General features: G+C 48.3%; 23 protein-coding genes. 10 read left to right on the forward strand and 13 right to left on the reverse strand.

The features are described from left to right. The first annotated feature begins 7 nt into the window (after positions 1-7). Positions 8-553 (forward strand): NADH peroxidase, encoded by a 546-nt coding sequence (locus tag DW724_RS07540; protein ID WP_110435265.1) that lies wholly within the window; start codon positions 8-10, stop codon positions 551-553. A 97-nt stretch (positions 554-650) separates the two neighbouring features. Here DW724_RS07540 and DW724_RS07545 read toward each other — a convergent pair whose 3' ends face one another. From DW724_RS07545 to DW724_RS07555, 3 genes are all read right to left on the reverse strand, one after another. Further along, the gene (locus DW724_RS07545) at positions 651-794 is read right to left on the reverse strand and encodes a FeoB-associated Cys-rich membrane protein (protein WP_116704689.1); all 144 of its coding nucleotides are present in this window, start codon (positions 792-794) and stop codon (positions 651-653) included. A gap of 13 nt (positions 795-807) precedes the next feature. Further along, complete coding sequence (feoB, locus tag DW724_RS07550) at positions 808-3,192, reverse strand: ferrous iron transport protein B (RefSeq protein ID WP_118761123.1); 2,385 nt, start codon at positions 3,190-3,192, stop codon at positions 808-810. A 315-nt stretch (positions 3,193-3,507) separates the two neighbouring features. Next, positions 3,508-4,134 (reverse strand): IS256 family transposase, encoded by a 627-nt coding sequence (locus DW724_RS07555; RefSeq protein WP_147358647.1) that lies wholly within the window; start codon positions 4,132-4,134, stop codon positions 3,508-3,510. A gap of 88 nt (positions 4,135-4,222) precedes the next feature. Here DW724_RS07555 and DW724_RS07560 point away from each other — a divergent pair, with 88 nt between their 5' ends. The 8 genes from DW724_RS07560 (at position 4,223) to DW724_RS07590 (ending at position 11,887) form a co-directional block, all read left to right on the forward strand. Further along, positions 4,223-5,311, forward strand: a complete 1,089-nt coding sequence (locus DW724_RS07560; protein ID WP_118761125.1) for a DUF6076 domain-containing protein — start codon at positions 4,223-4,225, stop codon at positions 5,309-5,311. A 34-nt stretch (positions 5,312-5,345) separates the two neighbouring features. Further along, complete coding sequence (locus tag DW724_RS07565) at positions 5,346-5,576, forward strand: hypothetical protein (protein WP_118761126.1); 231 nt, start codon at positions 5,346-5,348, stop codon at positions 5,574-5,576. 84 nt (positions 5,577-5,660) lie between these two features. Then, complete coding sequence (locus DW724_RS16405; RefSeq protein ID WP_442861266.1) at positions 5,661-5,876, forward strand: hypothetical protein; 216 nt, start codon at positions 5,661-5,663, stop codon at positions 5,874-5,876. Positions 5,877-5,906: 30 nt separating this feature from the next. Next, the gene (locus DW724_RS07570) at positions 5,907-6,833 is read left to right on the forward strand and encodes a hypothetical protein (protein WP_442861267.1); all 927 of its coding nucleotides are present in this window, start codon (positions 5,907-5,909) and stop codon (positions 6,831-6,833) included. A gap of 16 nt (positions 6,834-6,849) precedes the next feature. Next, positions 6,850-7,527: a response regulator transcription factor gene (locus tag DW724_RS07575; protein ID WP_107001235.1), complete on the forward strand. Its 678-nt coding sequence runs from the start codon at positions 6,850-6,852 to the stop codon at positions 7,525-7,527. Continuing rightward, complete coding sequence (locus DW724_RS07580) at positions 7,520-8,419, forward strand: sensor histidine kinase (protein ID WP_118614991.1); 900 nt, start codon at positions 7,520-7,522, stop codon at positions 8,417-8,419. The genes DW724_RS07575 and DW724_RS07580 overlap by 8 nt, the downstream gene beginning before the upstream one ends. A gap of 135 nt (positions 8,420-8,554) precedes the next feature. Continuing rightward, a complete protein-coding gene (locus DW724_RS07585; protein ID WP_117489494.1) occupies positions 8,555-9,226 on the forward strand; it encodes an ABC transporter ATP-binding protein in 672 nt (223 codons plus the stop codon). A gap of 15 nt (positions 9,227-9,241) precedes the next feature. Next, positions 9,242-11,887 carry an ABC transporter permease gene (locus tag DW724_RS07590; RefSeq protein ID WP_118761127.1) on the forward strand — a complete coding sequence of 882 codons (2,646 nt, stop codon included), beginning with the start codon at positions 9,242-9,244 and terminating at the stop codon, positions 11,885-11,887. 51 nt (positions 11,888-11,938) lie between these two features. Here the strand turns inward: DW724_RS07590 and DW724_RS07595 are convergent, their stop codons facing one another. The 5 genes from DW724_RS07595 to DW724_RS07615 form a co-directional block, all read right to left on the reverse strand. Beyond that, positions 11,939-12,184 carry a DUF6061 family protein gene (locus tag DW724_RS07595; protein ID WP_046415199.1) on the reverse strand — a complete coding sequence of 82 codons (246 nt, stop codon included), beginning with the start codon at positions 12,182-12,184 and terminating at the stop codon, positions 11,939-11,941. 24 nt (positions 12,185-12,208) lie between these two features. Then, positions 12,209-14,158, reverse strand: a complete 1,950-nt coding sequence (locus DW724_RS07600) for a recombinase family protein (protein ID WP_118761128.1) — start codon at positions 14,156-14,158, stop codon at positions 12,209-12,211. A gap of 55 nt (positions 14,159-14,213) precedes the next feature. Then, entirely contained in the window at positions 14,214-14,375 is a 162-nt protein-coding gene (locus DW724_RS15795; RefSeq protein WP_004797315.1) for a hypothetical protein, read from the reverse strand. A gap of 79 nt (positions 14,376-14,454) precedes the next feature. After that, positions 14,455-14,805, reverse strand: coding sequence for a type II toxin-antitoxin system PemK/MazF family toxin (locus tag DW724_RS07605; RefSeq protein ID WP_002576184.1), 351 nt, complete (start codon positions 14,803-14,805; stop codon positions 14,455-14,457). A 485-nt stretch (positions 14,806-15,290) separates the two neighbouring features. Next, a complete protein-coding gene (locus DW724_RS07615; RefSeq protein WP_025491709.1) occupies positions 15,291-15,716 on the reverse strand; it encodes a sigma factor-like helix-turn-helix DNA-binding protein in 426 nt (141 codons plus the stop codon). 490 nt (positions 15,717-16,206) lie between these two features. Here DW724_RS07615 and DW724_RS07620 point away from each other — a divergent pair, with 490 nt between their 5' ends. Further along, positions 16,207-16,575 carry a helix-turn-helix domain-containing protein gene (locus tag DW724_RS07620; RefSeq protein WP_002576186.1) on the forward strand — a complete coding sequence of 123 codons (369 nt, stop codon included), beginning with the start codon at positions 16,207-16,209 and terminating at the stop codon, positions 16,573-16,575. A gap of 79 nt (positions 16,576-16,654) precedes the next feature. On the opposite strand, the gene DW724_RS07625 is transcribed toward DW724_RS07620, so the two are convergent. From DW724_RS07625 to DW724_RS07645, 5 genes are all read right to left on the reverse strand, one after another. Then, positions 16,655-17,692 (reverse strand): helix-turn-helix domain-containing protein, encoded by a 1,038-nt coding sequence (locus DW724_RS07625; RefSeq protein ID WP_025580752.1) that lies wholly within the window; start codon positions 17,690-17,692, stop codon positions 16,655-16,657. A gap of 137 nt (positions 17,693-17,829) precedes the next feature. Beyond that, the gene (locus DW724_RS07630; RefSeq protein ID WP_080637114.1) at positions 17,830-17,973 is read right to left on the reverse strand and encodes a FeoB-associated Cys-rich membrane protein; all 144 of its coding nucleotides are present in this window, start codon (positions 17,971-17,973) and stop codon (positions 17,830-17,832) included. A 140-nt stretch (positions 17,974-18,113) separates the two neighbouring features. Then, positions 18,114-20,153: a ferrous iron transport protein B gene (feoB, locus tag DW724_RS07635; RefSeq protein WP_118667176.1), complete on the reverse strand. Its 2,040-nt coding sequence runs from the start codon at positions 20,151-20,153 to the stop codon at positions 18,114-18,116. Between the two features lie 6 nt (positions 20,154-20,159). Next, positions 20,160-20,375, reverse strand: coding sequence for a FeoA family protein (locus DW724_RS07640; RefSeq protein WP_002576189.1), 216 nt, complete (start codon positions 20,373-20,375; stop codon positions 20,160-20,162). 13 nt (positions 20,376-20,388) lie between these two features. Beyond that, positions 20,389-21,762 carry an MATE family efflux transporter gene (locus DW724_RS07645; protein WP_025580749.1) on the reverse strand — a complete coding sequence of 458 codons (1,374 nt, stop codon included), beginning with the start codon at positions 21,760-21,762 and terminating at the stop codon, positions 20,389-20,391. Positions 21,763-21,818 lie beyond the last annotated feature (56 nt).

Raw genomic sequence — 21,818 nt, forward strand, 5'->3', positions numbered from 1 at the left:
AAAAATCATGAAAAAGTTTGTTTGTTCCGTATGTGGTTATGTATATGAAGGCGAAGCAGCTCCGGCAGAGTGCCCGATCTGCCACGCACCGGCAGAGAAGTTTAAGGAGCAGGCCGGCGAAAAGACCTGGGCAGCTGAGCACGTTGTAGGCGTTGCACAGGGTGCTCCGGAGGACATCATGGCTGACCTGCGTGCTAACTTTGAGGGCGAGTGCTCCGAGGTTGGTATGTATCTGGCAATGGCTCGCGTTGCACACCGCGAGGGCTATCCGGAAATCGGCCTGTACTGGGAGAAGGCTGCATTCGAGGAAGCAGAGCACGCTGCTAAGTTCGCAGAGCTGCTTGGCGAGGTTGTAACCGACTCCACCGAGAAGAACCTGCAGATGCGTGTAGACGCTGAGAACGGCGCAACCGCTGGCAAGTTTGATCTGGCAAAGCGCGCTAAGGCTCTGAACCTCGATGCAATCCATGACACCGTACATGAGATGGCACGCGACGAGGCTCGCCACGGCAAGGCTTTCGAGGGCCTGCTGAAGCGTTACTTCAACAAGTAATTGAGACTTTCAGAGGGCAGGCAGAAATGCCTGTCCTCTTTTTTCAGAAACCGATAAACAGCAGCCTGTCCGCTCTTGGAACGGACAGGCTGCTGTTTTATTTGTGTTTTTCACTTTTGCATTGCACGGGACAGCCGGAGCAGTGTCCGGAACAGCCGGACGGATGCTTTTTCATCGAACGGAGCGCGGCAAACAGCGCGATACCGATCAATGCCAGAATCAAAATAGTGGGGAGATTCATATACCGTGCCTCCTTATGCCAGACCAAATGCAAGACCGATACAGCGGACGGCAAAGGCAATGAGCCATGCAATCACGCATTGGGTCAGCGCAGTCGTGATGGCAGCCCGTGTGCTACCCATCTCACGCTTTACGGTGGCAATTGCCGCAACACAAGGGGTGTAGAGCAGCACGAATACCAGAAATACGACCGCGGTAAACGGCGTAAACAGGGTGCCGATGCTGGATACCTCGCCGCCGAGCAGCAACGTCAGCGTGGATACAACGCTTTCCTTTGCGGTAAAGCCGGTAATCAGGGCGGTGGACACACGCCAGTCCGCAAAGCCGAGCGGTGCGAACAGCGGTGCAAAAATGCTGCCCAGCGCAGCCAGCAGGCTGCTTTCCGGCATAGACACCACATTAAAGCGTGCATCGAAGGTCTGCAGGAACCAGATTACGATAGAAGCGGCAAAGATGATGGTAAATGCCTTCTGGATAAAGCCCTTTGCCTTTTCCCAGATAAGGTGCACAACACTTTTGGCACTGGGCAGACGGTAATTCGGCAGCTCCATGACGAACGGAACCGGTTCGCCCTTGAAGCGGGAGACCTTCAAAATGACCGCATACAGGATGCCGCAGAGAATGCCGAACAGATACAGGCCTATCATAGCAAGCGCACGATACCGCCTGGGGAAAAAGGCGCTGATCATCATGGTGTAGATGGGCAGCTTGGCCGAGCAGCTCATAAACGGAGTAAGTAAAATCGTCATGCGGCGGTCACGCTCACTGGACAGTGTGCGGGTAGCCATGATGGCCGGAACCGAGCAGCCGAAGCCGACCAGCATCGGCACAAAGCTGCGGCCGGACAGTCCCAGCTTGCGGAGCGGCCGATCCATGATAAAGGCCACACGCGCCATATAGCCGGTGTCCTCCAGAATCGAGAGGAAGAAGAACAGCGTTACAATGGTCGGCAGGAAGCTGAGTACGCTGCCAACGCCGTTTGCGATACCGTCTACAACGAGCGAGTGAACAACGGGGTTGATCTGCAGGGCGGATAACCCGGCATCCAGCCACGAAATGCAGGCATCGACCAGAACGGTCATGCCGTCGGACAGCCATGCGCCGATCCAGCTGAAGGTCATGATGAAGATCAAACCCATGATACCGGCAAAGCAAGGGATAGCGGTGTATTTGCCGGTCAAAAAGCGGTCGATCGCCATACTGCGTTTATGCTCTTTGCTCTCGTGCGGGCGGACGACTGTTGTGCTGCACAGGTTTTCCAGAAAGCTGAACCGCATGTTTGCCAGCGCCGCTTCGCGGTCCAAACCGGAATCCTTCTCCATGACGGATACGATCTGGTCAAAAGCGGAGCGATTGTCATCGGACAGCGCGAGCGCCTTTTCGATGAGCGGGTCCTTTTCGATCAGCTTGGTGGCGGCAAATCGCACCGGCAGACCAGCTCGTTTGGCATTCGGCTCGATCATCAGAGCGGTTGCATGGATGCACCGGTGAACAGCGGCTACCGGATCGTTCTTATCACTGCTGTCCTGACAGAAGTCGATGCCTCCGGGTGTTTCCTGATAGCGGGCGATGTGGATCGCGTGGTCGATCAGCTCATCAATGCCTTCGTTCTTTGCGGCTGAGATCGGCACTACCGGAATGCCGAGCGCCTGCTCAAGCTCATTTACATGGACAGTGCCGCCGTTCGCACGAACCTCGTCCATCATATTCAGCGCCAGCACCATCGGAATGCCCAGCTCCATCATCTGCATGGTCAGGTAGAGGTTTCGCTCAATGTTGGTCGCGTCTACAATATTGATGATGCCGTCCGGCTTGTTGTCCAGCAGAAAGCTGCGGGTTACGATCTCCTCGCTGGAATACGGCGACAGCGAATAGATGCCGGGCAGGTCGGTAACGGTTGCCTCCGGATGGCTGCGGATCGTGCCGTCCTTGCGATCCACCGTAACACCGGGAAAATTGCCGACATGCTGGTTGGCACCGGTCAGCTGATTGAACAGCGTCGTTTTGCCGCAGTTCTGATTGCCGGCAAGCGCAAATGTCAGTTTTTTATCGGCAGCCGCGGCTTTGGCGTGCTCATAAATGTGGTAGTCCTTGGATTTCCTGAGCTCACCCATGCCGGGGTGCGCCGCAGGACGGTGGCGTACCTGTCCGGCGGAAGGCTTTTTTGTTCGCTGATACGGCGTGCCGACTTCGATCTTCCGCGCTTCATCCAGGCGCAGGGTCAATTCATAGCCGCGCAGCTCAAACTGCACCGGATCCCCCATCGGAGCGACCTTCTGCAGCGTAACCTCGGTCTGCGGCGTCAGTCCCATATCGAGCAGGTGATGGCGTAAGGCTCCGCTTCCGCCTACCGCGGTAATCTTCGCACTTTCATGCGGTTTCAGTTTATCCAATGTCATATCTATATCTCCTCGCGGCTTCATGCCGTCGACAGTTTTGCTCTTATACTCGTGTACTATTATTCTCCTATGAGCGGGAGTTGTCAATGCTTATTATACAGCAATCCTGCCGATTGTGCACGCGCAGCGCACGGATGACATTGAGAATTACAAGGAACATAACGCCGCCATCGGAAAACATGACAAATCATGTGTCCGCAATACCGGCAGCGCCAGACGAGCGAGCTTAACGAACAGGGCAAAAACGATATTCCGGTACGCTGCAAAGCAGACCGCGTCAAGTAAAGATCGCAAAAAGGCTCCTGAAAAATGAAGTTAGGCTGCGGTGGTCAGTGTGGCCGCAATGGATTCATGGCTTATGTAGGCTCTGGAAACAGACCAGTCCTCGGCGTATTCCATGAGATACGTTGTCACCAGACGAACATAAGAACTTTCATTTGGAAAGATTCCAATCACGCTGGTACGTCTGCGGATTTCACGATTCAATCTCTCAATCATGTTGGAAGATGAAATCCTTCGCGCATCCAGCATTGGGAATGTATAGAAGACCAGAGAATCTTCCAATCCGTCTTCAAGGCACTGAACCGCTTTCGGAAAGCGCTTGGCATAGGAGTCGATCATATCATATGCGCGCTTTCTGGCGAACTCAGCCGTAGGCGCCAGCCAGATTTCCTTTAGTACTGCGGCAAAGGCTTTCTTCTCTTTCTGCGGCACATAGGCAAGAATATTCCGCATGAAATGCACCTTGCAGCGCTGCCATGAGGCTCCGGAAAAGGACTCACGAATTGCCGAAACCAACCCAGAGTGAGCATCGAAAATGATAAGCCTGGGCGTAGACAGACCACAGTCCTTCAGATTCTGAAACAGCACTCCACAGGAGCTCTTGGATTCTTCGGCCATAGGTTCAACGGCGATGATGTCTCGATGTCCATCCTGTTTCAAAAAACAGGACAACTTATCTGAGATCAGAGATTTCTTCACATTTACATGATATAATTAGAAAAATAAAAAACAGGACAGAAGGTCAAGCATGAATCCAGAATTGATGACTTTGGATTTCTGGCAGGATACGGTCATATATGAGGGCAAAACATTTCCTGTCGGTACGCTTGCCTGTGATGCACTGAATGTCCCTGCGAATACTATTACAAAAATGAACGAGCAATGCGAGAAAATCAATCTGCTGCTCGGGATGCTGAATGCCGGACAGGATGCTTATGCACTCTGTCCTATGGCAAGGGAAGCTGCTCTGGCGATGCTGGATACTCTCAGCGAAACTCCGCCATTCTCTTATATGGACATATCAAAACACAGAGAACGGATAGAACGGGTCTTTACTGCGGACAATGCACTGAAATATGTGGAGTTTGCCATAAAAGCCGCAATAAATTCCTTGCAGTTTGAAGAAATCCAGAACTATGCCGAAGCAATCATGCTCCAGCGCTATACCGCCGTATGCGGGCATCTGGCCTACTCCTTTGGGGAATACCAAACGGCCATGCTTGATTTTGCAGAAAAATCAGACGGCAACGAAGCAGACCGCACCGCAGAGGGCTTTGCCAGAATGTTCGGTAGTTATTTCACGCCGGAGTTTTCCATCACGGAGGACAATGCCTGGATGTCTACCCTGAAAAATTCCGTTCAGTATGTATCCGTCATCCGTCCCGGCGAAAAAGTTGCGAAGCTGGTCAAGCGGATGCACTATGTATCCTTTGTAAGGATGTTCCGGTCTGATCTCTTTGAGGGCCTGTGTGTTGGTCATGCACCGAAGAAATGCAAAATCTGCGGAAAGTGGTTTCTGACCACCAACGCAAGGCACACCAAATACTGCGGCGGCTATGCACCGGGGGACAAGCTGCACCGCACCTGTCGGCAGATTGGCAACCTGAAAGGCAGAGAACAACGGGAACTTGCGGACGATCATCCGCTGAAGCAGATTTATGAGAAACGGCTGAATACCATAAACCGCTATGTGAAGCGTGGTACTCTGGACGCTGATCTTGCAGAGGTTATGAAGAAGCTGGTAAAAGATAAAATGCTTCGAGCGCTGAGCGATGTCGCCTATGCCAAAGGTGATTACGAAAAAGAGATGGGACAGGCAGCTTTGAAGAAGCTATGAGAAAACTTTGAATTTGACAAGGGAGTGTGATTGTATGAAAAAGTTGAACAATATCTTAAATATCATTATTGGTTCTTTTGTTGGTGTATTCATTGGGCATGGGTTTTATGTTCTTTGGGACTTCAAAACTCGCCCTGAGCTGTATGCTATGCAATCAGCACCTTGGTACACAAGCATTTTGGTTTATGGAGCATTTGCCCTTGTTATGTTGCTGATATGCTTTGTAATAAAAGCAATCATCAAACACAAGCGGAAAAAGAAGTAAGCCCATTCCAATTTGTAGGGAACAGAAAATTTCAGCTTTCTGAATGTTCGCAAATATAATATTAAATCGGGAGGGATGTGCGCTATGCTGAATGATTTTACATGGAAGATGACCGGATACATATCGAAATACCATGTCAATCCGCACAGTGATGGTATCATTCCCTATGTGGCAGAACGCATCTTCCAACTGGAACCGGAGCTGCCAGCGGTGAACAGTCTGAACGAATATATCCTGTCTGCCTTGCAGGAAAAGAATTTGCTTTATTTTTCGTTCTTCCTGCATCACTACGAGCCGTAGCTCAACAAGCGCATCAAAGACTTTCTCGGTGTGGATGGTGGCGATCTGTACGACACAGACCGTTTTCTGGATATAAAGCTCTCCTGCCGGGAACAAATGCTCCAAAAACTGATGGACTATGACCTTGCCAAGGGTGCAGAGTATGCTACATACATTTTCCCGTTCATCCGGGATGCTATGCTCCGTTTTCGCATAGGCGAAGAAAAATGGTCGGTGTCCTCTCTGACCAATTACAAAATGGTGCGGTCAATGGCTTGGCTGTACCACAATACCAATGATGCGGTCAACGAGTTTTCCAAGAAGTACAACTGCGACCTTGTCCTTGCGGAAGAATACCTGAAAGTAGTCCGTGGCATCCACAATCAGCAGCCATTCTATGTCACGGATGAGAACGGGGAGGAAACAGGCGAGGATGTAGCCCTTGACGATAGCTGGAACTATACCGATATCCTCTGGAACGGCATACAAGCAGAAAAGGTGCAGCGGGCATTTAAGAAACTGAATTACCGGGAACAGACCTTGCTTGAAAAGCGGTTAGCAATTTGCATGACCTGTGGGCGTGTCAGCTCATGGAAAGACCGCCCCACCTTTGAAGAACTGGCGGTTATGTTTGAGGGCAGTACAGCCAGCGGTGCAGAACGAGCCTACCGAAAAGCAGTGGACAAGTTGACGGAATTGTTGGTTGCCGAGGGCGCAATCCATGCAGTCCGGCTAAAACAGAAATCCAAGATCAAGCGAAAAAAGAAAATCGCCGCCGCAATCTACGAATATCAGGCAGACTGCGACGGCGAATGGGGCGAAATATCATTAGATTTTGAGAACGGCAAGGCAGAGGTCATTTTGCTTGCCGATTGGGATACAGTGAAAACAAACAAATTTGCAAGCAGAGCAATCGCCTATCTTCTGAACTGTGAGAACGAAAAATTACCCAAGGAAATAATGGTGGCCTTTGAATAACGAGGGAGTGAGATACATGGAACAATTATTGATTATTGAAGATGATATAGGGTTGAATCAGGGTTTAAGTAAAGCACTGAAAGCAGATGACCGTCAGATTATATCCTGCCAAGACCTAAAAACGGCGAAGGAACAGCTTCTTTGCGGCGGTGTATCCCTGATCCTGCTGGATATCAATCTGCCGGATGGCAGCGGGCTCGAGCTGCTCCGGGAGGTCAAGGAAAACACACCCTATATTCCTGTTATTCTGCTGACTGCCAACGACACCGATCTGGACATCGTAGACGGACTGGAGAGGGGCGCTGATGATTACATTACCAAGCCCTTTTCTCTTTCGGTTTTGCGGGCAAGGGTGAATACCCAACTGCGAAAGCAAGCGTCAAGCCATAAAAATGCGCCGTTCCATATGGATCTATTTCACTTTGACTTTGAGGCTATGACCTTTTATGTGGGAGATTCAAAAGTTGAATTGAGCAAAACAGAACAAAAATTACTGCGTCTGCTTGTTGAAAACCGAGGCCGAACCATGACCCGTGGAGACCTTGTCGACCGGATCTGGACAGATGGCGCAGAATATGTGGATGAAAATGCTTTGTCTGTTACGATCAAGCGTCTGAGGGATAAGCTTGGCGCACAGAAATACATTAAAACCATCTACGGAATCGGTTATAGCTGGGTGACAAAAGATGAATAAAACCGGCATTGTGATCATACTGCTATGTTTTCTGGCGGCGATAGCTGCTGTATTATGGGAGCGGAGGAAGATCAGAAAAACGATGGAAGAAATCGAAAGGATGCTGGACGCTGCCATGACCGGCTCCTTTTCTGAAACCAATTTTGATGAAAGCCAGCTATCTGCATTGGAAACGAAGTTTGCGCACTATCTTTCCGCCGCAGAAGCATCTTCTCAAAACATAGCGCAGGAAAAAGACAAAATCAAAACCTTGATTGCGGACATCTCCCACCAGACAAAAACGCCGATTGCAAACCTGCTGTTATACAGCGAGCTTCTGATGGAGGAAACTATGCCTGCATCGGCGAAGGCAAATGTGGAGGCGCTGTACAAACAATCGGAAAAGCTGCGATTTCTGATCGATTCTCTCGTAAAGCTTTCCAGACTGGAAAATGGGATCATTTCACTCTCCCCTCAGCAAGCAGCGCTGCAGCCGCTGCTTGAAAGTGTGGTAGAACAATATACTGCCAAGGCTTCTGAAAAAGGATTGTCTTTGCAAATGCAGGATACAGATGCTTTTGCTGTATTCGACTTCAAATGGACAGCGGAAGCACTGGCTAATATCGTAGACAACGCCATCAAATATACAGAGCATGGCACCATTACTATTTCTGCCGTAAGCTATGAAATGTTTGCAAGGATCGATATATCGGATACCGGTTCAGGCATCCCGGAAAGTGAGCAAGCGAAGATATTTGCTCGCTTTTACCGCTCAAATAGTGTGCAGAAACAAGAAGGGGTCGGCATCGGCTTATACCTTGCCCGACAGATCATATCCGGCGATGGCGGTTATATCAAGGTTGCTTCCGTTCCGGGAAAAGGAAGTACGTTTTCCATATTTTTGCCGAAATAACAACAATTCTATCAAAACTGTTAGATTTCATTTTCCGCCGGAAAGAATGTGGAAAGATTCCTATGCGATAATCTGTATGTATCAAAGGATCATTTCCTTTCATATATACAGATTTTTTCATGGAGGTACTCATTTATGGAAGTTTTACAGGCAAAAAAACTGAAAAAGATTTATGGCTCCGGCAATAACGCAGTTCATGCGTTGGATGGAGTTGATTTAAGTGTAAAGAAGGGCGAATTTGTTGCAATTGTCGGCACATCCGGCTCCGGCAAATCCACGCTGCTGCACATGCTGGGCGGGCTGGATCGCCCTACAAGCGGCACGGTTATGGTGGACGGACAGGATATTTTCTCCCTGAAGGAGGAAGCGCTGACCATCTTCCGCCGCAGGAAAATCGGCTTTGTGTTCCAAGCATATAATCTTGTTCCGGTGCTGAATGTGTATGAAAATATTGTTCTACCCATTGAGCTGGACGGTGGCAAGGTCAATAAGGATTTCGTACAGCAGATCGTGCAGACCCTTGGGCTGGATGATCGTCTGGATGCGCTGCCCAATCAGCTCTCAGGCGGTCAACAGCAGCGAGTAGCCATTGCCCGTGCGCTGGCGGCAGCACCCGCTATCATTCTGGCAGATGAACCGACAGGTAATCTGGATTCCAAAACCAGCCAGGATGTATTAAGTCTTTTGAAAGTCACCAGTCAAAAGTTCGCCCAGACAATCGTAATGATCACTCACAACGAAGAAATTGCGCAGATGGCAGACCGCATTATCCGTATCGAAGACGGTCGGATCGTCTCCCAGAACTAACGGGAGGTGGCTACGATGAATGTCAAAAATCGAAAATGTATTCGAAAACTCAGCTTAAAATCTCTTTATGCGAATCGTCGTCGCAATCTGATCGCCATTTTTGCCATTGCGCTGACAACGCTGCTATTTACGTCCATGTTCACCATTGTCTTGTCGTTGAACGCCAGTTATGAAACCTACCAGTTTCGGCAGGTAGGCGGCTATGCGCATGGCACCTTTAAGGATGTTTCCCCCGAGCAGGCGGAACGCATCGCTGCCCACCCAAAGGTGAAGGCTACGGGGGCACGGAAGGTAATCGGTATCACTGCGGAGGGGGTCTTTGCCAAAATACCGGCAGAAATCAGCTACATGGATGCCAACTGCACTAAATGGAGCTATGCAACCCCTACTACCGGACGGATGCCCGAAAGCGGCAAAGAGGTAGCCATGGATACGGCAGCGTTGCAGCTGCTTGGCGTAACGCCGGAGCTGGGCGCCGAGGTCACGGTTTCCTATTCCATTACGGACAAGGATCAAACCGCCTTTACTGTAACAGATACCTTTACGCTGGTGGGCTATTGGGACTATGATGAACTAATGCCTGTTCATTACATCAACATCAGCCGTGATTACGCAGATGACATCGAAGCGCAGGCAGTGAAAACAGGTTTACAGTCTTTCCGCACCGATTTGAATGTCATGCTGGCCTCCGGCACAAACATTCAAGGGCAGATGGAGCAGGTGGATACCGATCTTGGTTACACATGGGACAGCTATACCGATCCCAACAGCGTCCGAATCGGCGTCAATTGGGGATATACCTCATCCCAGCTGGAGTCACAGCTCGATCCAGAGCTGATGGTCGCCATAGCAGCTTTTTTGCTGCTGGTGATTTTCACGGGGTATCTTATCATCTATAACATTTTCCAGATCTCTGTTGCGGGGGATATCCGGTTTTACGGGCTTCTGAAAACCATTGGCACAACGCCCCGGCAGCTCAAACGCATCATTCGCCAGCAGGCACTTCTGCTTTGTCTGATCGGCATTCCGGCGGGGCTACTGTTGGGCTATGGCATTGGCGCTGTTCTGGTGCCTGTTGTCTTGCGCTCCACCCAGTTGGATGCAGGCATCACCACCATCAGCACTTCGCCTGTGATCTTTGTTGGCTCCGTGCTGTTTGCCCTGCTGACGGTGCTTTTGTCCTGCTCCAAGCCTGGGAAAATGGCAGCCAGGGTTTCTCCGGTGGAGGCTACCAAATATACGGATGCGATGCAGACTAAGAAAAAACAGCGCAGCACCCGGGGAGCGAAGCTCCATCAGATGGCTTTTGCCAATCTGGGACGAAACAAGAAAAAGACGGTACTGGTGGTGGTGTCTCTGGCACTGTCGGTGACGCTGTTCAATGCGCTGTGCGCCTTTGTGGGCGGCTTCAGCATGGAGAAGTATGTGTCCACCATGACCTGCGCCGATTTTATCGTCAGCACACCCGACTATTTCCGTTACAACCCGGCAGATGAATTCATCACGCCGGAACAGATCGGAGAAATCGAAGCAAACACAAAGGCCAGTCTTTCCGGCACGGGATATGCTGTGCGAAAACCCGTATATCTGTGGATGACGGAGGATGCTCTGCGGCAGGACTATGCAAGGTACGAAAGTGCTGAGCAGTTGGACAGCCATATGAGCCGCATGGAGCACCGGGGCAATATGGTGATGGGAGATACCAGAATCGAGGCTCTGGATAACAGCCTGTTTGACAAGCTGCAAGTGTTCGACGGAGATATTTCTCCTATGCTGGAGCCAAACAATAACGCCATTGCCATTGCGGTTTCCTTAGATGACTACGGTAATCTGCCCAATCCTGAATACTACCCCAAGGTGGGAGACACGATTACCGCCACCTATGCGGACGATGTGAAATATATCGACAGCCACACCGGGAAACTCTGCACCGAAGATACACCAGAGGAGTACCTTCAGGAAAAACTGTATGGAGCCAGAGATGTAGAGTACACGGTCTGCGCCTTGGTAGAGCTTCCGTATTCCATGAGTTATCGTTATGGTGGTATTGGATATGAGGCAGTTTTGTCTGTGGATACCGCACAAAGGGACAGCGGTGGTGCGGCCATTCCGATGCTCTACCTGTTCGACACAGCAGACGAAGCTGACGAGGCCGAAGCAGAGCAATATCTATCGAAGCTCACTGCCGGTGAGTTTTCACCCTTGATGTATGAAAGCAAGGCCACGGCTCGCTCTGAGTTTGCTCAGTTCCGGCAGATGTTCCTTCTGATAGGTGGTATCCTCTGTGCTATCATCGGGCTGGTGGGACTCTTGAATTTCTTCAACGCCATGATGACTGGTATTCTTTCCCGCCGCCGTGAATTTGCTGTGCTTCAGGCTGTAGGAATGACAAACCGGCAGCTCAAAACCATGCTGATCTATGAGGGGTTGTTTTACGCAATGTCTTCCGTAGCGGCGGCCTTTATGCTGTCGCTGGTGATGGGACCTCTTGCGGGAAAAATGCTGGGCAGTATGTTCTGGTTCTTTGAGTATCGATTCACCATTCTGCCTGTCCTGCTGACAATTCCGGTATTTCTTCTGCTGGGGTGGCTGATTCCTTGCATGATGTATGACAACGCAGCGAAATGCAGTGTTGTAGAGCAATTAAGGGATGCTCAATAACTGTTAAGCAAAAAACGGCCCTCTGCCAATGAAAAGGCAGAGGGCTGAGTTTTAATCTAAGGGTTTACATTCAGTTACAGTTTTTAGATAAATTTCGGGATCACCGTTCAATATCAAGTCTGCATATCCAATCGGATCATTGTAGATCAGATAATCCAGCTCTGACCGCTGATACATATTGTCGGCAACCTCCTTTTCCACGGCGATGGTGTCAATGGCAATGATGCTGCCATCAAAGAATTTCAGCTCTACACAGGCAGTATCCATGTTGAACTCACAAGAAACCAATCTATCCATAAGAAACCTCCATTCTGCGGGATGTTAGATTATCCCAAAATATTTGAATGCTTCTCGGATTGCTTTCTCTTTTTCCGGTGGGCACTGCGGCTGTCTGGAATCCTCGGACTTCGGCAAATTATAGTTCTTACCAACCCCAATCCCACATTTTCGCTTAATTTGTGAGATATACAGGTTGGATACCTTTAACCCGCTATGCTCCAGCACATAGTCCTTAATCTGGGTGTAGGTTGCCCCATCTTGAAATTCGGACATATCCATATCTTCCAAAGAGAACTCAACCCGAATCTTTTTCGAGTCGACCTCGCCCTTGGAAAGCAAGACTACCGTCTCAACGGTATTCCCTTTGTCCCACAAAAGCTCCGTAACTTCCCCGCCATCCTTGAACACCGGAAAATTCAGACCAATCCGCTTTAGCGGATATTCAGACTCGTCATTCCTGTAAATTTCAATTTCCTTAATCAAGGCTGTGACCACATTTCTCTTTTCTTCGTCATTTATTATATTATAAACGCAGTCGAAATTCACCATGATTTTGTAAATATTCTCAAGAGTAATTGCCTGCTGCTTAATTGCATCTCGCCGAAGTCTGGCATCTTCGATTTTTTCCTCCAGCTCAACAATGACATCATATAGGGAATCTAACCGCAAGGTCATATCATGGAGCTTTCGTTCCCGATATTTTGCATCAGCAGGGAGACTGTCAATTTCCCGTTCCAATCTTGTTTTATTCAGATCAACTTCCTTCAGCTTTGCCTGATAGCCCTCCAGTTCTTTATCCACTGCTTTCGTGTCAATCTGAACGCCAATCCGTTTTTTAATGGCTTGGGCATATTCCTCATTCCTTACGATCTCACGAATTGCCTCAATGACCATCGGTTCAATATCGGTCTTTTTCAGCATCGCCTTATATTCACAATGCTTACCCCGGACCATCCTATTCCGACTACATACATAATAGTAAATTTCTTTGTAAGTGCCATCTTTATTTGTCCATGCGTGTTTATTCGTATACATGGGACTTCCACAAACCGGGCATTTCAGCAGACCTGATAACAAATGAACTCGATCCCGCCCAATTTTTGACGGTTGCTTTACTCCGGTTCTAAGACGCTTGGCATGAGCCTTTTCCCATACCTCCTCACTAACGATTCCTTTATGCTGTCCCTCTGTCAGAATGTAATCGTCATTTCTTTTCATCTGGTAATCGTTTTTTGTGCCTTTGACTTTTTCCTTCGTTCTCCGTCCATAGGCAATTTTACCGCAATAAACCGGGTTATCCAATATCAGTTTAATAAAATGTCCTGTCCAATCCTCTAATGTGCCATTCTGCCTCGGAATTTTCCGTATACCTTGTAAGTTCAACTGATTCGCAATACCACCCAAACCGATTTCCGATGAAGTATATAATTCAAAAATCTTCCGTATTGCCACAGCCTCTGTTTCTTCAATCATCAGCTTGTTATCTTCCAGTGTATACCCGTAGGGAGCAAAGCCACCATTCCATCCACCTTGCCGTGCCTTTTCGCGCCGCCCGTTCATCGTCTGCTCGATAATATTCTCACGCTCAATCTCAGCCACAGCAGATAGTACAGAAATCAAAAGTTTTCCGCTTGTCTGAGAGGAATCAATCCCTTCTTCTATGCAAATCAGATTTACACCATAAGATTGAACCAACTCCAAAGAGTTAAGTATATCTGCTGCATTACGGCCAAACCGTGACAGCTTATACACTAAAATATAGTCAATGTCCAAGCCATCCTCAATATCTCTGAGCATTTTTTGAAAGGCAGGCCGTCCCTCAATGGATTTACCGGATTTACCGGCATCTTCATAAGTATCAACAACGATCATTTCCTCACGATCCGCAAATCGTGTCAGCATATTTTTTTGACCTTCCAGGCTGTATCCGTCCACTTGCATCTCTGTGCTGACCCTCGGATACAAAACACAGCGTTTTCCATATCGGTTCATAATTCATACCTCCAAAATTTACTTTTGGAAAATATCCTATGTAAAGCTGCGATTCTCACGCAGCTCCGTCAACCTCGCCCAGCACTCTCATACCATATTTCTCGATGATATGTGCCAGCGAAGTGATAAACGCTTCAAATTTTTGTTCCGCCAGAAGTTCTTCTGACCGGATTTCATCTGAAGGAATCAATGCACTTTTATTCTGGATATTCTCCATTCAGAATCACCTCCGCAATTCCTAACGAAATTATAACTCTACTTGCACAGCCTGAAAATGATACGGCCTTTCGGCACCTTTACGTAATCCCCAGACTGCACAAGAGCGTCTTGTTTATGTTTTCCATGTCATCCTTGTTTAGATGACCAATATAGTTTTTTAACCTCGACTTGTCGATTGTTCTGATCTGTTCCAGCATAACAACAGATGGTTTCACCAAACCGCATCTGTCATTTAAGTGGTAATGCGTGGGGAACTTTCTGCTTTTTTTGCTTACACTGGTAATTGCTGCAATAATAATCGTAGGACTGAAACAATTTCCCACATTGTTTTGAAGAATAAGTACAGGACGAGAGCCACTTTGTTCAGAGCCGATACCAGGGCTTAAATCAGCCGAATATATGTCACCTCGATGGAATTTTTCAAACATCACTCTCGCCTCCTTAATATCTTAATACTTAAACAGCCGCACCAGTCTGATAGAAATCTTCGGATAAAAACCTGGTGCGGCTACTGTTATTCTGTTCGGATTACTCGTCATATTTGCCACGCCCCCTGACGATGGGAACACAACAGGTCTCCGCTGGCGCGGCTGTCATAACTCCGCAGCATCGTTCGTATCGTGTGCCACAGGGTTCCCCCCAAGTCTTTGGCGGGCCGTGAGGAAGTATCTTTAAGCCCCCATGCAGTCATCGCGCCGGATCTGCCACAATCCGTTTTATGAAATCGTAGATCGCTCCGAAGCAGTTCTTTCATCACCTCCCTGACTGCTCCATCTTCGCGGCGTTTCACATTCGCTCGTACATGAGTTATGTACCTGTTGTGCTGTCTATTCAGTTTTCAAAGATCTTGAGGTCACGAGGATAGCGTGTCCTTCTAATAACCGTGAGGCTTTGAGCCTTTCTTTCAGGGGCGTTACAGACGATTTTTAAGGAAAGTCTCCATGTTCCGAAGGCCGCGCTGGATAGATTCGCTGACCGATGCAACGCTGACTCCTTCGCTCTTGGCAATCGCTGATTCTGTCAGTCCCAGGAAGTAGTAAGCATAGATGCGCTTGGCCTGCTTGTCCGGCAGAGCGGCAATCGCAGCGTGAAGCTGCTCCATCGTCACTTTGCGCTCATACAGCTCACAAGGGGTCATGGAAACGAAAAGGGCATCATACTCAATTCCGTCTCCGCGATCCAGAGAATAATGCGCCTTGTGGTAATATGTACGGCGGCGGTATGCGGCCTCCAGGCGGTCATGCTCTTTCATAACAGCGGCTACTTCATCAGGAACCTCAATAATGTAATCGGTCTTATAAAAATCGGGATACTGCTCCCGCAGATTGATCTTGGTCATAATTTCCTCCATTTCAGTTGTTAGGGACAAAGGGCAACCGAAATGGCTATGGCGGAGAGCGACACCGGGGATGTTCGGGAAAATTCCCGTAAAATCGACAAAGAAAAACGTCAGACGGCCTTAATAGCTGTCTGACGCATTTTGTATGATATATTGTACGATTGTGCGGATTATTTACGCTTGATTGCGCGTGTCCGTGTGTATAATTTCTCTTTGGTAGGTCATTGATTTTTTTAGGTAATCACCTACCTGAAAACCATAATTCTGCTGAAATAAATAACCGCCCATCGTAGACTCCTCAAACGGCAGTCACGGGCGGTAATGGAAATATGCCCTGCCGTGAAAGGCCGTTTTTTTTATTGGCCTCCCGTCAGGGCTTTTATGTATATTTTATCTTTCAAAGGTGCATGATAAACACATATCAATACGCGTGATTGGGTGATGGTAACTTCCTCTTACGCACGATAGAATGTAATAGAGGTGAGCAATCATGCCGGAAGATGTATTTGTGTATTTGGGACAGTGCCTCAGAGATGCAAGAGAAGAATGTGGACTGACCCAACAGGAGCTTGCGGATCAAACCGGCAGAGGGCTTCGTCATCTCCAGGACATTGAAAAGGGCAGGAAAAATCCGTCTTACGATGTACTGGCATCCTTTATCAAGCGATTAGGCATTTCTGCTAATGAGCTGTTTTATCCTGACGCTTCGGAACAGGAAAAGCAAGTACAGCATTTCATGGGAAAGTTTCTGGCCTGTACCGAGGATGAGCGGCAGATTATCTTGAAAACACTGGATTGTATGGCGGAGCAGTTTATCAGCCGACGTTACAAATCCTCCGATCCGCAAAATTATGAATAAAACCAGCAGGGCAAAATGCAATTTGTTTCTGCTGGTTTTATTTTGCCTCCGGCAGTAGACGTAAATTTTCCTAGCCCAATCAATCGCCACTATTTTGTTTCCGGTATTCAGCCGGTGCAATCTTCATGACATCTCGAAATGCTGTTGCAAATTTACTCTGATTCTCATATCCAACCTGGCTGGCAATTTCTGCTATGGTTGCCTGCGTCTGACGAAGCAGAGCAGCGGCCTGTTTCATGCGGTACACTTTCATATAGGTTCCAATGGGCTGTCCATAAACTCCCTTGAACGTATCCTTTAAGGTTGCCGTATTGATAAGATACTCTTTGGAAAGTTCCTCAATCGTTGGCCGTTCCTGCAAGTTGGAGATAAGCCGCTTGTGAATGTCCCGTACAATCTCCACCTGGGGAGAAGTATATAACTCTCGCTGCTTTTCTTTATTTACATCCACCATACACAAGAATAAGAGAAGCTCCTGCACCTTCAGCATGAAGTATGGCTTTTGCAGGCGATCCGGTACGGAATACAGTTCAGAAAAGATATGCTCAATCTCATCCTTGGCCCGCATGACAAAGCATGAGCCATCGGCACAAAATTTGTTTTTGAAATCTGCAATACCAATACCGCTCTCGGCGAGGATTCCAGGCGGATTTTGAGAAACCAGCTCCAGATCAAGCACTACTGAGATTCCGCGATAATGTCTCAAAGGAAAGGCCATTTCAGAAGCACAGTTATCCATTGTATGAATGGAAAGATCCCCTTCTCCGAGGTACAGGCAGGAACCGCTTTGCAATACGCTCCCTTCACGCCCTTCCCGGCAATGATTGATCTCCAGCACATTCTTATCAATGGTTCCGTCCCAATAACAACTCGTTGCTTCAAAATCATTGTAAATAAGCTGGATACCGGGATAAACCTGATAGACTGTCATAAGCCCCAGGCCATCCTCACAGTCCATTTTATAGACGGTGCAATATCCGTCATTATCTTTTGGAATAATCGCAGATAACCCCGTAGCATTGGTGATAGGGTTTTTGTTCATAGTATTCATTCCGTTATCTCGTATTTGTTCTGCCAGGATTCTCCTGGCGTCTTTTATTATATAGTTTTTTCTCATTTTATACCGCTCCAATCGGCAGGATGTGCAATCCAATCAGAAAGCAAATTCTATTATAGTGCAGCCCTGCCGAATGTGCAAATATACGAAAAAGCCGATGCCCTCCAAAACGGAAAACATCGGCTATATGTGGGATTTTATTTGCTGCAATATTCCTTTCCTACACAACCGGAACAACTGCCGCTACAACAAGAACCATTTTTGCGGTTCTTATGGATTTTTCGCACAGCCCATATTGCATAGAAAACAATCCCGATAAGGATTATACCAGTAACAAGCATCTAAAACTCCTTTCTGACTGGAAACTCACAACTTATTAGCTTTGGGTCTCCGATCCTCTTTTCAAAATCCAAAGTCCAAATGCGACCACTGATAAAATGGCCGCTGAACGAAGCACTTTTCCAAACGTCATATTCATACCTCACAGCAAAAGTCCAACACGATAAACCACAAAAGTAACAGCCCAGGCCACAACCAACTGGAACAGGGCCGAGAACAGCATCCACCTTGTACTGCCGGATTCCTTGCGAATTGTAGCCAGGGCCGCTGCACAGGGAACGTAAAGCAGGCAGAAAATCATCAGGCAAAACGCATTGAGCTGTCCAAAACCGGCTGCACCCAGGATGCCGACCAATGTATCCATTCCCGCGCCGGAGTTGATATTGGGAATCCCAAACAGAACGGCACAACTGGACACCACAACCTCTTTTGCAGAGATGCCAGCTATCAGAGCAACCGCTATCTGCCAGAATCCCAGTCCAATCGGTGCAAAGATCGGTACAAGCCAATGGCCCAGGATAGCCCCGAAGCTGTCTGCCATTTCCGTAGTATAGCCATGCGGCCCAAAGTTCAGGATCACCCACATGAGGATAGATGCTACAAAGATAGTAGTACCTGCCTTGGTAAGGTAGTCCTTTACCTTTTCCCATACATAGATTGCCACAGTTCTGGCGCTGGGGGCCTTATATTCCGGCAGCTCAATCAGCAGATAATTTTCCGATTTTCTCCGGTCAATCAAATGGATGATCGCCGCTACCAGGATAGCGACCACCAGGCCGATCAGGTACATGGAATAGGCCACGAGCATGGCGCGTTCCTGAAAGAACATCTCGGCAAACAAGATGTAGATTGGTAGACGGGCGCTGCAACTCATAAAGGGCGTAATCAACATGACCTTAAAACGGTCACGCCGGTTTTCCAAAGACCGTGAAGCCATGATTGCCGGAACAGTGCAGCCAAATCCCAAAATCATGGGGATAAATGCCCGTCCGGAAAGTCCCAGCTTGCTCATAATCCCTTCCATGACATACGCAACACGGGCCATGTATCCGCTGTCCTCCAGAAAAGCCAATGCCAGAAACAGAATGAAAATGTTCGGCAGGAAAGTCAGGATACCGCCCACACCGGCGATGATGCCGTCTACCAGCAGGGAGCGCAGCACTTCATTGACCCCGACAGCAATCAGTCCATCGCTTATCAATGCCGACAGGCTCTCAATTCCTAATTCCAGGAATCCTTTCAGCCAATCGCCAATGGTAAAGGTCAGGAAGAACACCGCCGCCATGACAACGAGGAAAATCGGGATGCTCCAAAACTTATGCGTCAATACACGGTCTACCTTTTCCGTCAAAGCATCTTGACGGTCCTTATTGACCAGAACCTCCCTGATGATTTCCTCGATAAAATCATACTTCTCATTGATAATGTCGGATTCATAGTTCCGGTCGATCACATCCGGCATATTGACCGGATAACGTGCAGAGATTTCCTTATCCTGCTCCAGCAGCTTAATGGCGTGCCAGCGGTAATTGGACAGGTTCGGATATTTCCGCTTCAGCTCTGCCATGATAAGATCAATCTTGTCCTCAATAGCATCACTGTAAACCATTGCGTATTCTGAATGGTGGTCGTGCCGGTGTTTTGGAGTATATTTATGATGATGAATCAGACACTCCGGATCTTTACAGTCTTTATGGTGCGCGGCTGCATGAAGCAGCACATCCAGTCCTGTCCGTTTTCTGGCTGAAACTGGAATGACCGGGATGCCCAGCATTTCCGGCAGTCTGTGTGTGTCAATCTCCATGCCGCGCTTTTCCACAATGTCCATCATGTTCAGCGCCAGCACAACCGGCTTGCCCAGCTCCAAAAGCTGCAAAGTTAAGTATAGGTTTCGCTCCAGAGCGGAAGCGTCCGCAACATCAATAATCACATCGACTTCATCGCTTAGTATAAACTGTCTGGATACCTGTTCTTCCATTGTGTAGGAGGTCAGGCTGTAAGTGCCAGGAAGATCGACCAGTCGAATATTCAGATCATGGTCTTTAATGGCACCCTCTACTTTCTCAACGGTTACACCTGGCCAGTTTGCCACTTTCAGATTTGCACCGGTGTAAGCATTGAAAAGTGTTGTCTTTCCGCAGTTCGGATTTCCGATGAAGCCGATAGTCAAATTTTCTCTCATCGGAATTTACCCCACTAAAATATTCTTTGTGATATTGCGCCCAAGTGCAAAGCGTGTTCCCCTGACTTTCACAATCAGGACACCCCGACTTTTGCTGTTCAGAACAGCGATAGAGGTTCCACGGGTCATCCCAAGGGCCTCCAAACGCTTTTCTATATTGACAGGCAGATCAATATCCTCAACTTTATATTCATTTCCTATTTTTCCATCGCAAAGATACATGAACGCTCCCTCCTCACCGATTTACGGAAGAAGTCTCCGGCAGCTTGCCAAACTCATAAAGCATCATAGAAACGGTAATAACCACCAGAATTGCATCTGTCAGAGCAATCGCCAGCCATACGCCACGAATACCCATGCCGCCGATCATCGGAAGAACCACGCAGAGAGGAATAAACAGAATAATCTGGCGGAACAGCACCAGCCAAGTTGCCTTTTTCGCCTTGCCCAAAGACTGGAACAGGGTTACGGCAATCATAAAGCTGCCTTGCAGGACATAAGTGCTGAACATGATACGGAAGTTGGTTGCACCCGATGCCGCGATACCCGGCGTTGTCAGGAACATGGATAAAATCTTCTCTGGAAACAGCTCGGCAGGAATATAGAACACCAGCGACAGCAGCGTTGCAGCAGTAATAAAAACCCTGGTCAGCGTCTTTACCCGGTCATAGTCCTTTGCACCATAGTTTGTACCGGCGGCAGGCTGGAATCCCTGACTGATCCCCCACAGAGGAACGAAAGAGAAATTCCAGAAGCGGAGCGCCGCACCTAAAAGAAGCTGTGAAGTTTCCCCGCCATAGTTCGATGCCACACGATAGATCACTGTCTGCTGTACCAAGGTCAGAATCTGCATCAACAGAGCAGATACCCCGACAGAAAGAACCTGGGGAAGCAGTTCTCCGTCAATGCGGATGCGCCCAATCTTCACATGAGGACTTTTTTTCTTGAAATACCACAGCGTAATTGCAGCCTGGACAAACTGGGAGAAAATCGTTGCATAAGCAGCCGCCTCAATGCCCATACCGTAGGGATTCAGGATACTGATAAAAATAGGGTCAAGAATGATATTCAAAATAGCGCCGCTGGCAATAATCGTCATTGCCTTTTTAAGCTGGCCTTCTCCGCGAATGACCATGTTTGCACTTTGAAAAAAGTTTACAAACAAGGAACCGGCAAAGATAATCCGTAGATATTTTTCCGCATAATTCAAAATGTTGTCGCTGGCTCCGGTCAGGGACAAAAGCTGGCGGGTGAACACCATGCCTACCACTGTATAGATAACGGACAGCAGAAGAACCATAGCAACCAGGTTGCCCATGATCTTCTTAATTGTGTTTTCATCCTTCTTGCCGATAGCGCGGGACAGTACCGATGCAGAACCCACGCCCAGCATGGCCGCTGAACCGGCATTGATAAGCGTCAAGGGATAGGATACCGATATGGCTCCCATCTGCACGTCACCGACCATCTGGCCGACAAAGATGGAATCCATCATGTTATAAAGCCCAACGACCACCATGCCAAGAACCGCAGGGATGCTAAGTTCAATCATCAGCGGCCAGGGGCTTTTTGTTAAGAGCTTTGTTCTTGTGTCAAGTGCCTGTTTCATCACTCTATTCCTCCTGGTCTATTTTAATTTCGAGGTATCCAGCAAAGCGCGCCAGT

It is taken from the genome of Butyricicoccus sp. AM27-36, from assembly GCF_003480945.1.
Taxonomy (GTDB): domain Bacteria; phylum Bacillota; class Clostridia; order Oscillospirales; family Butyricicoccaceae; genus Agathobaculum; species Agathobaculum butyriciproducens.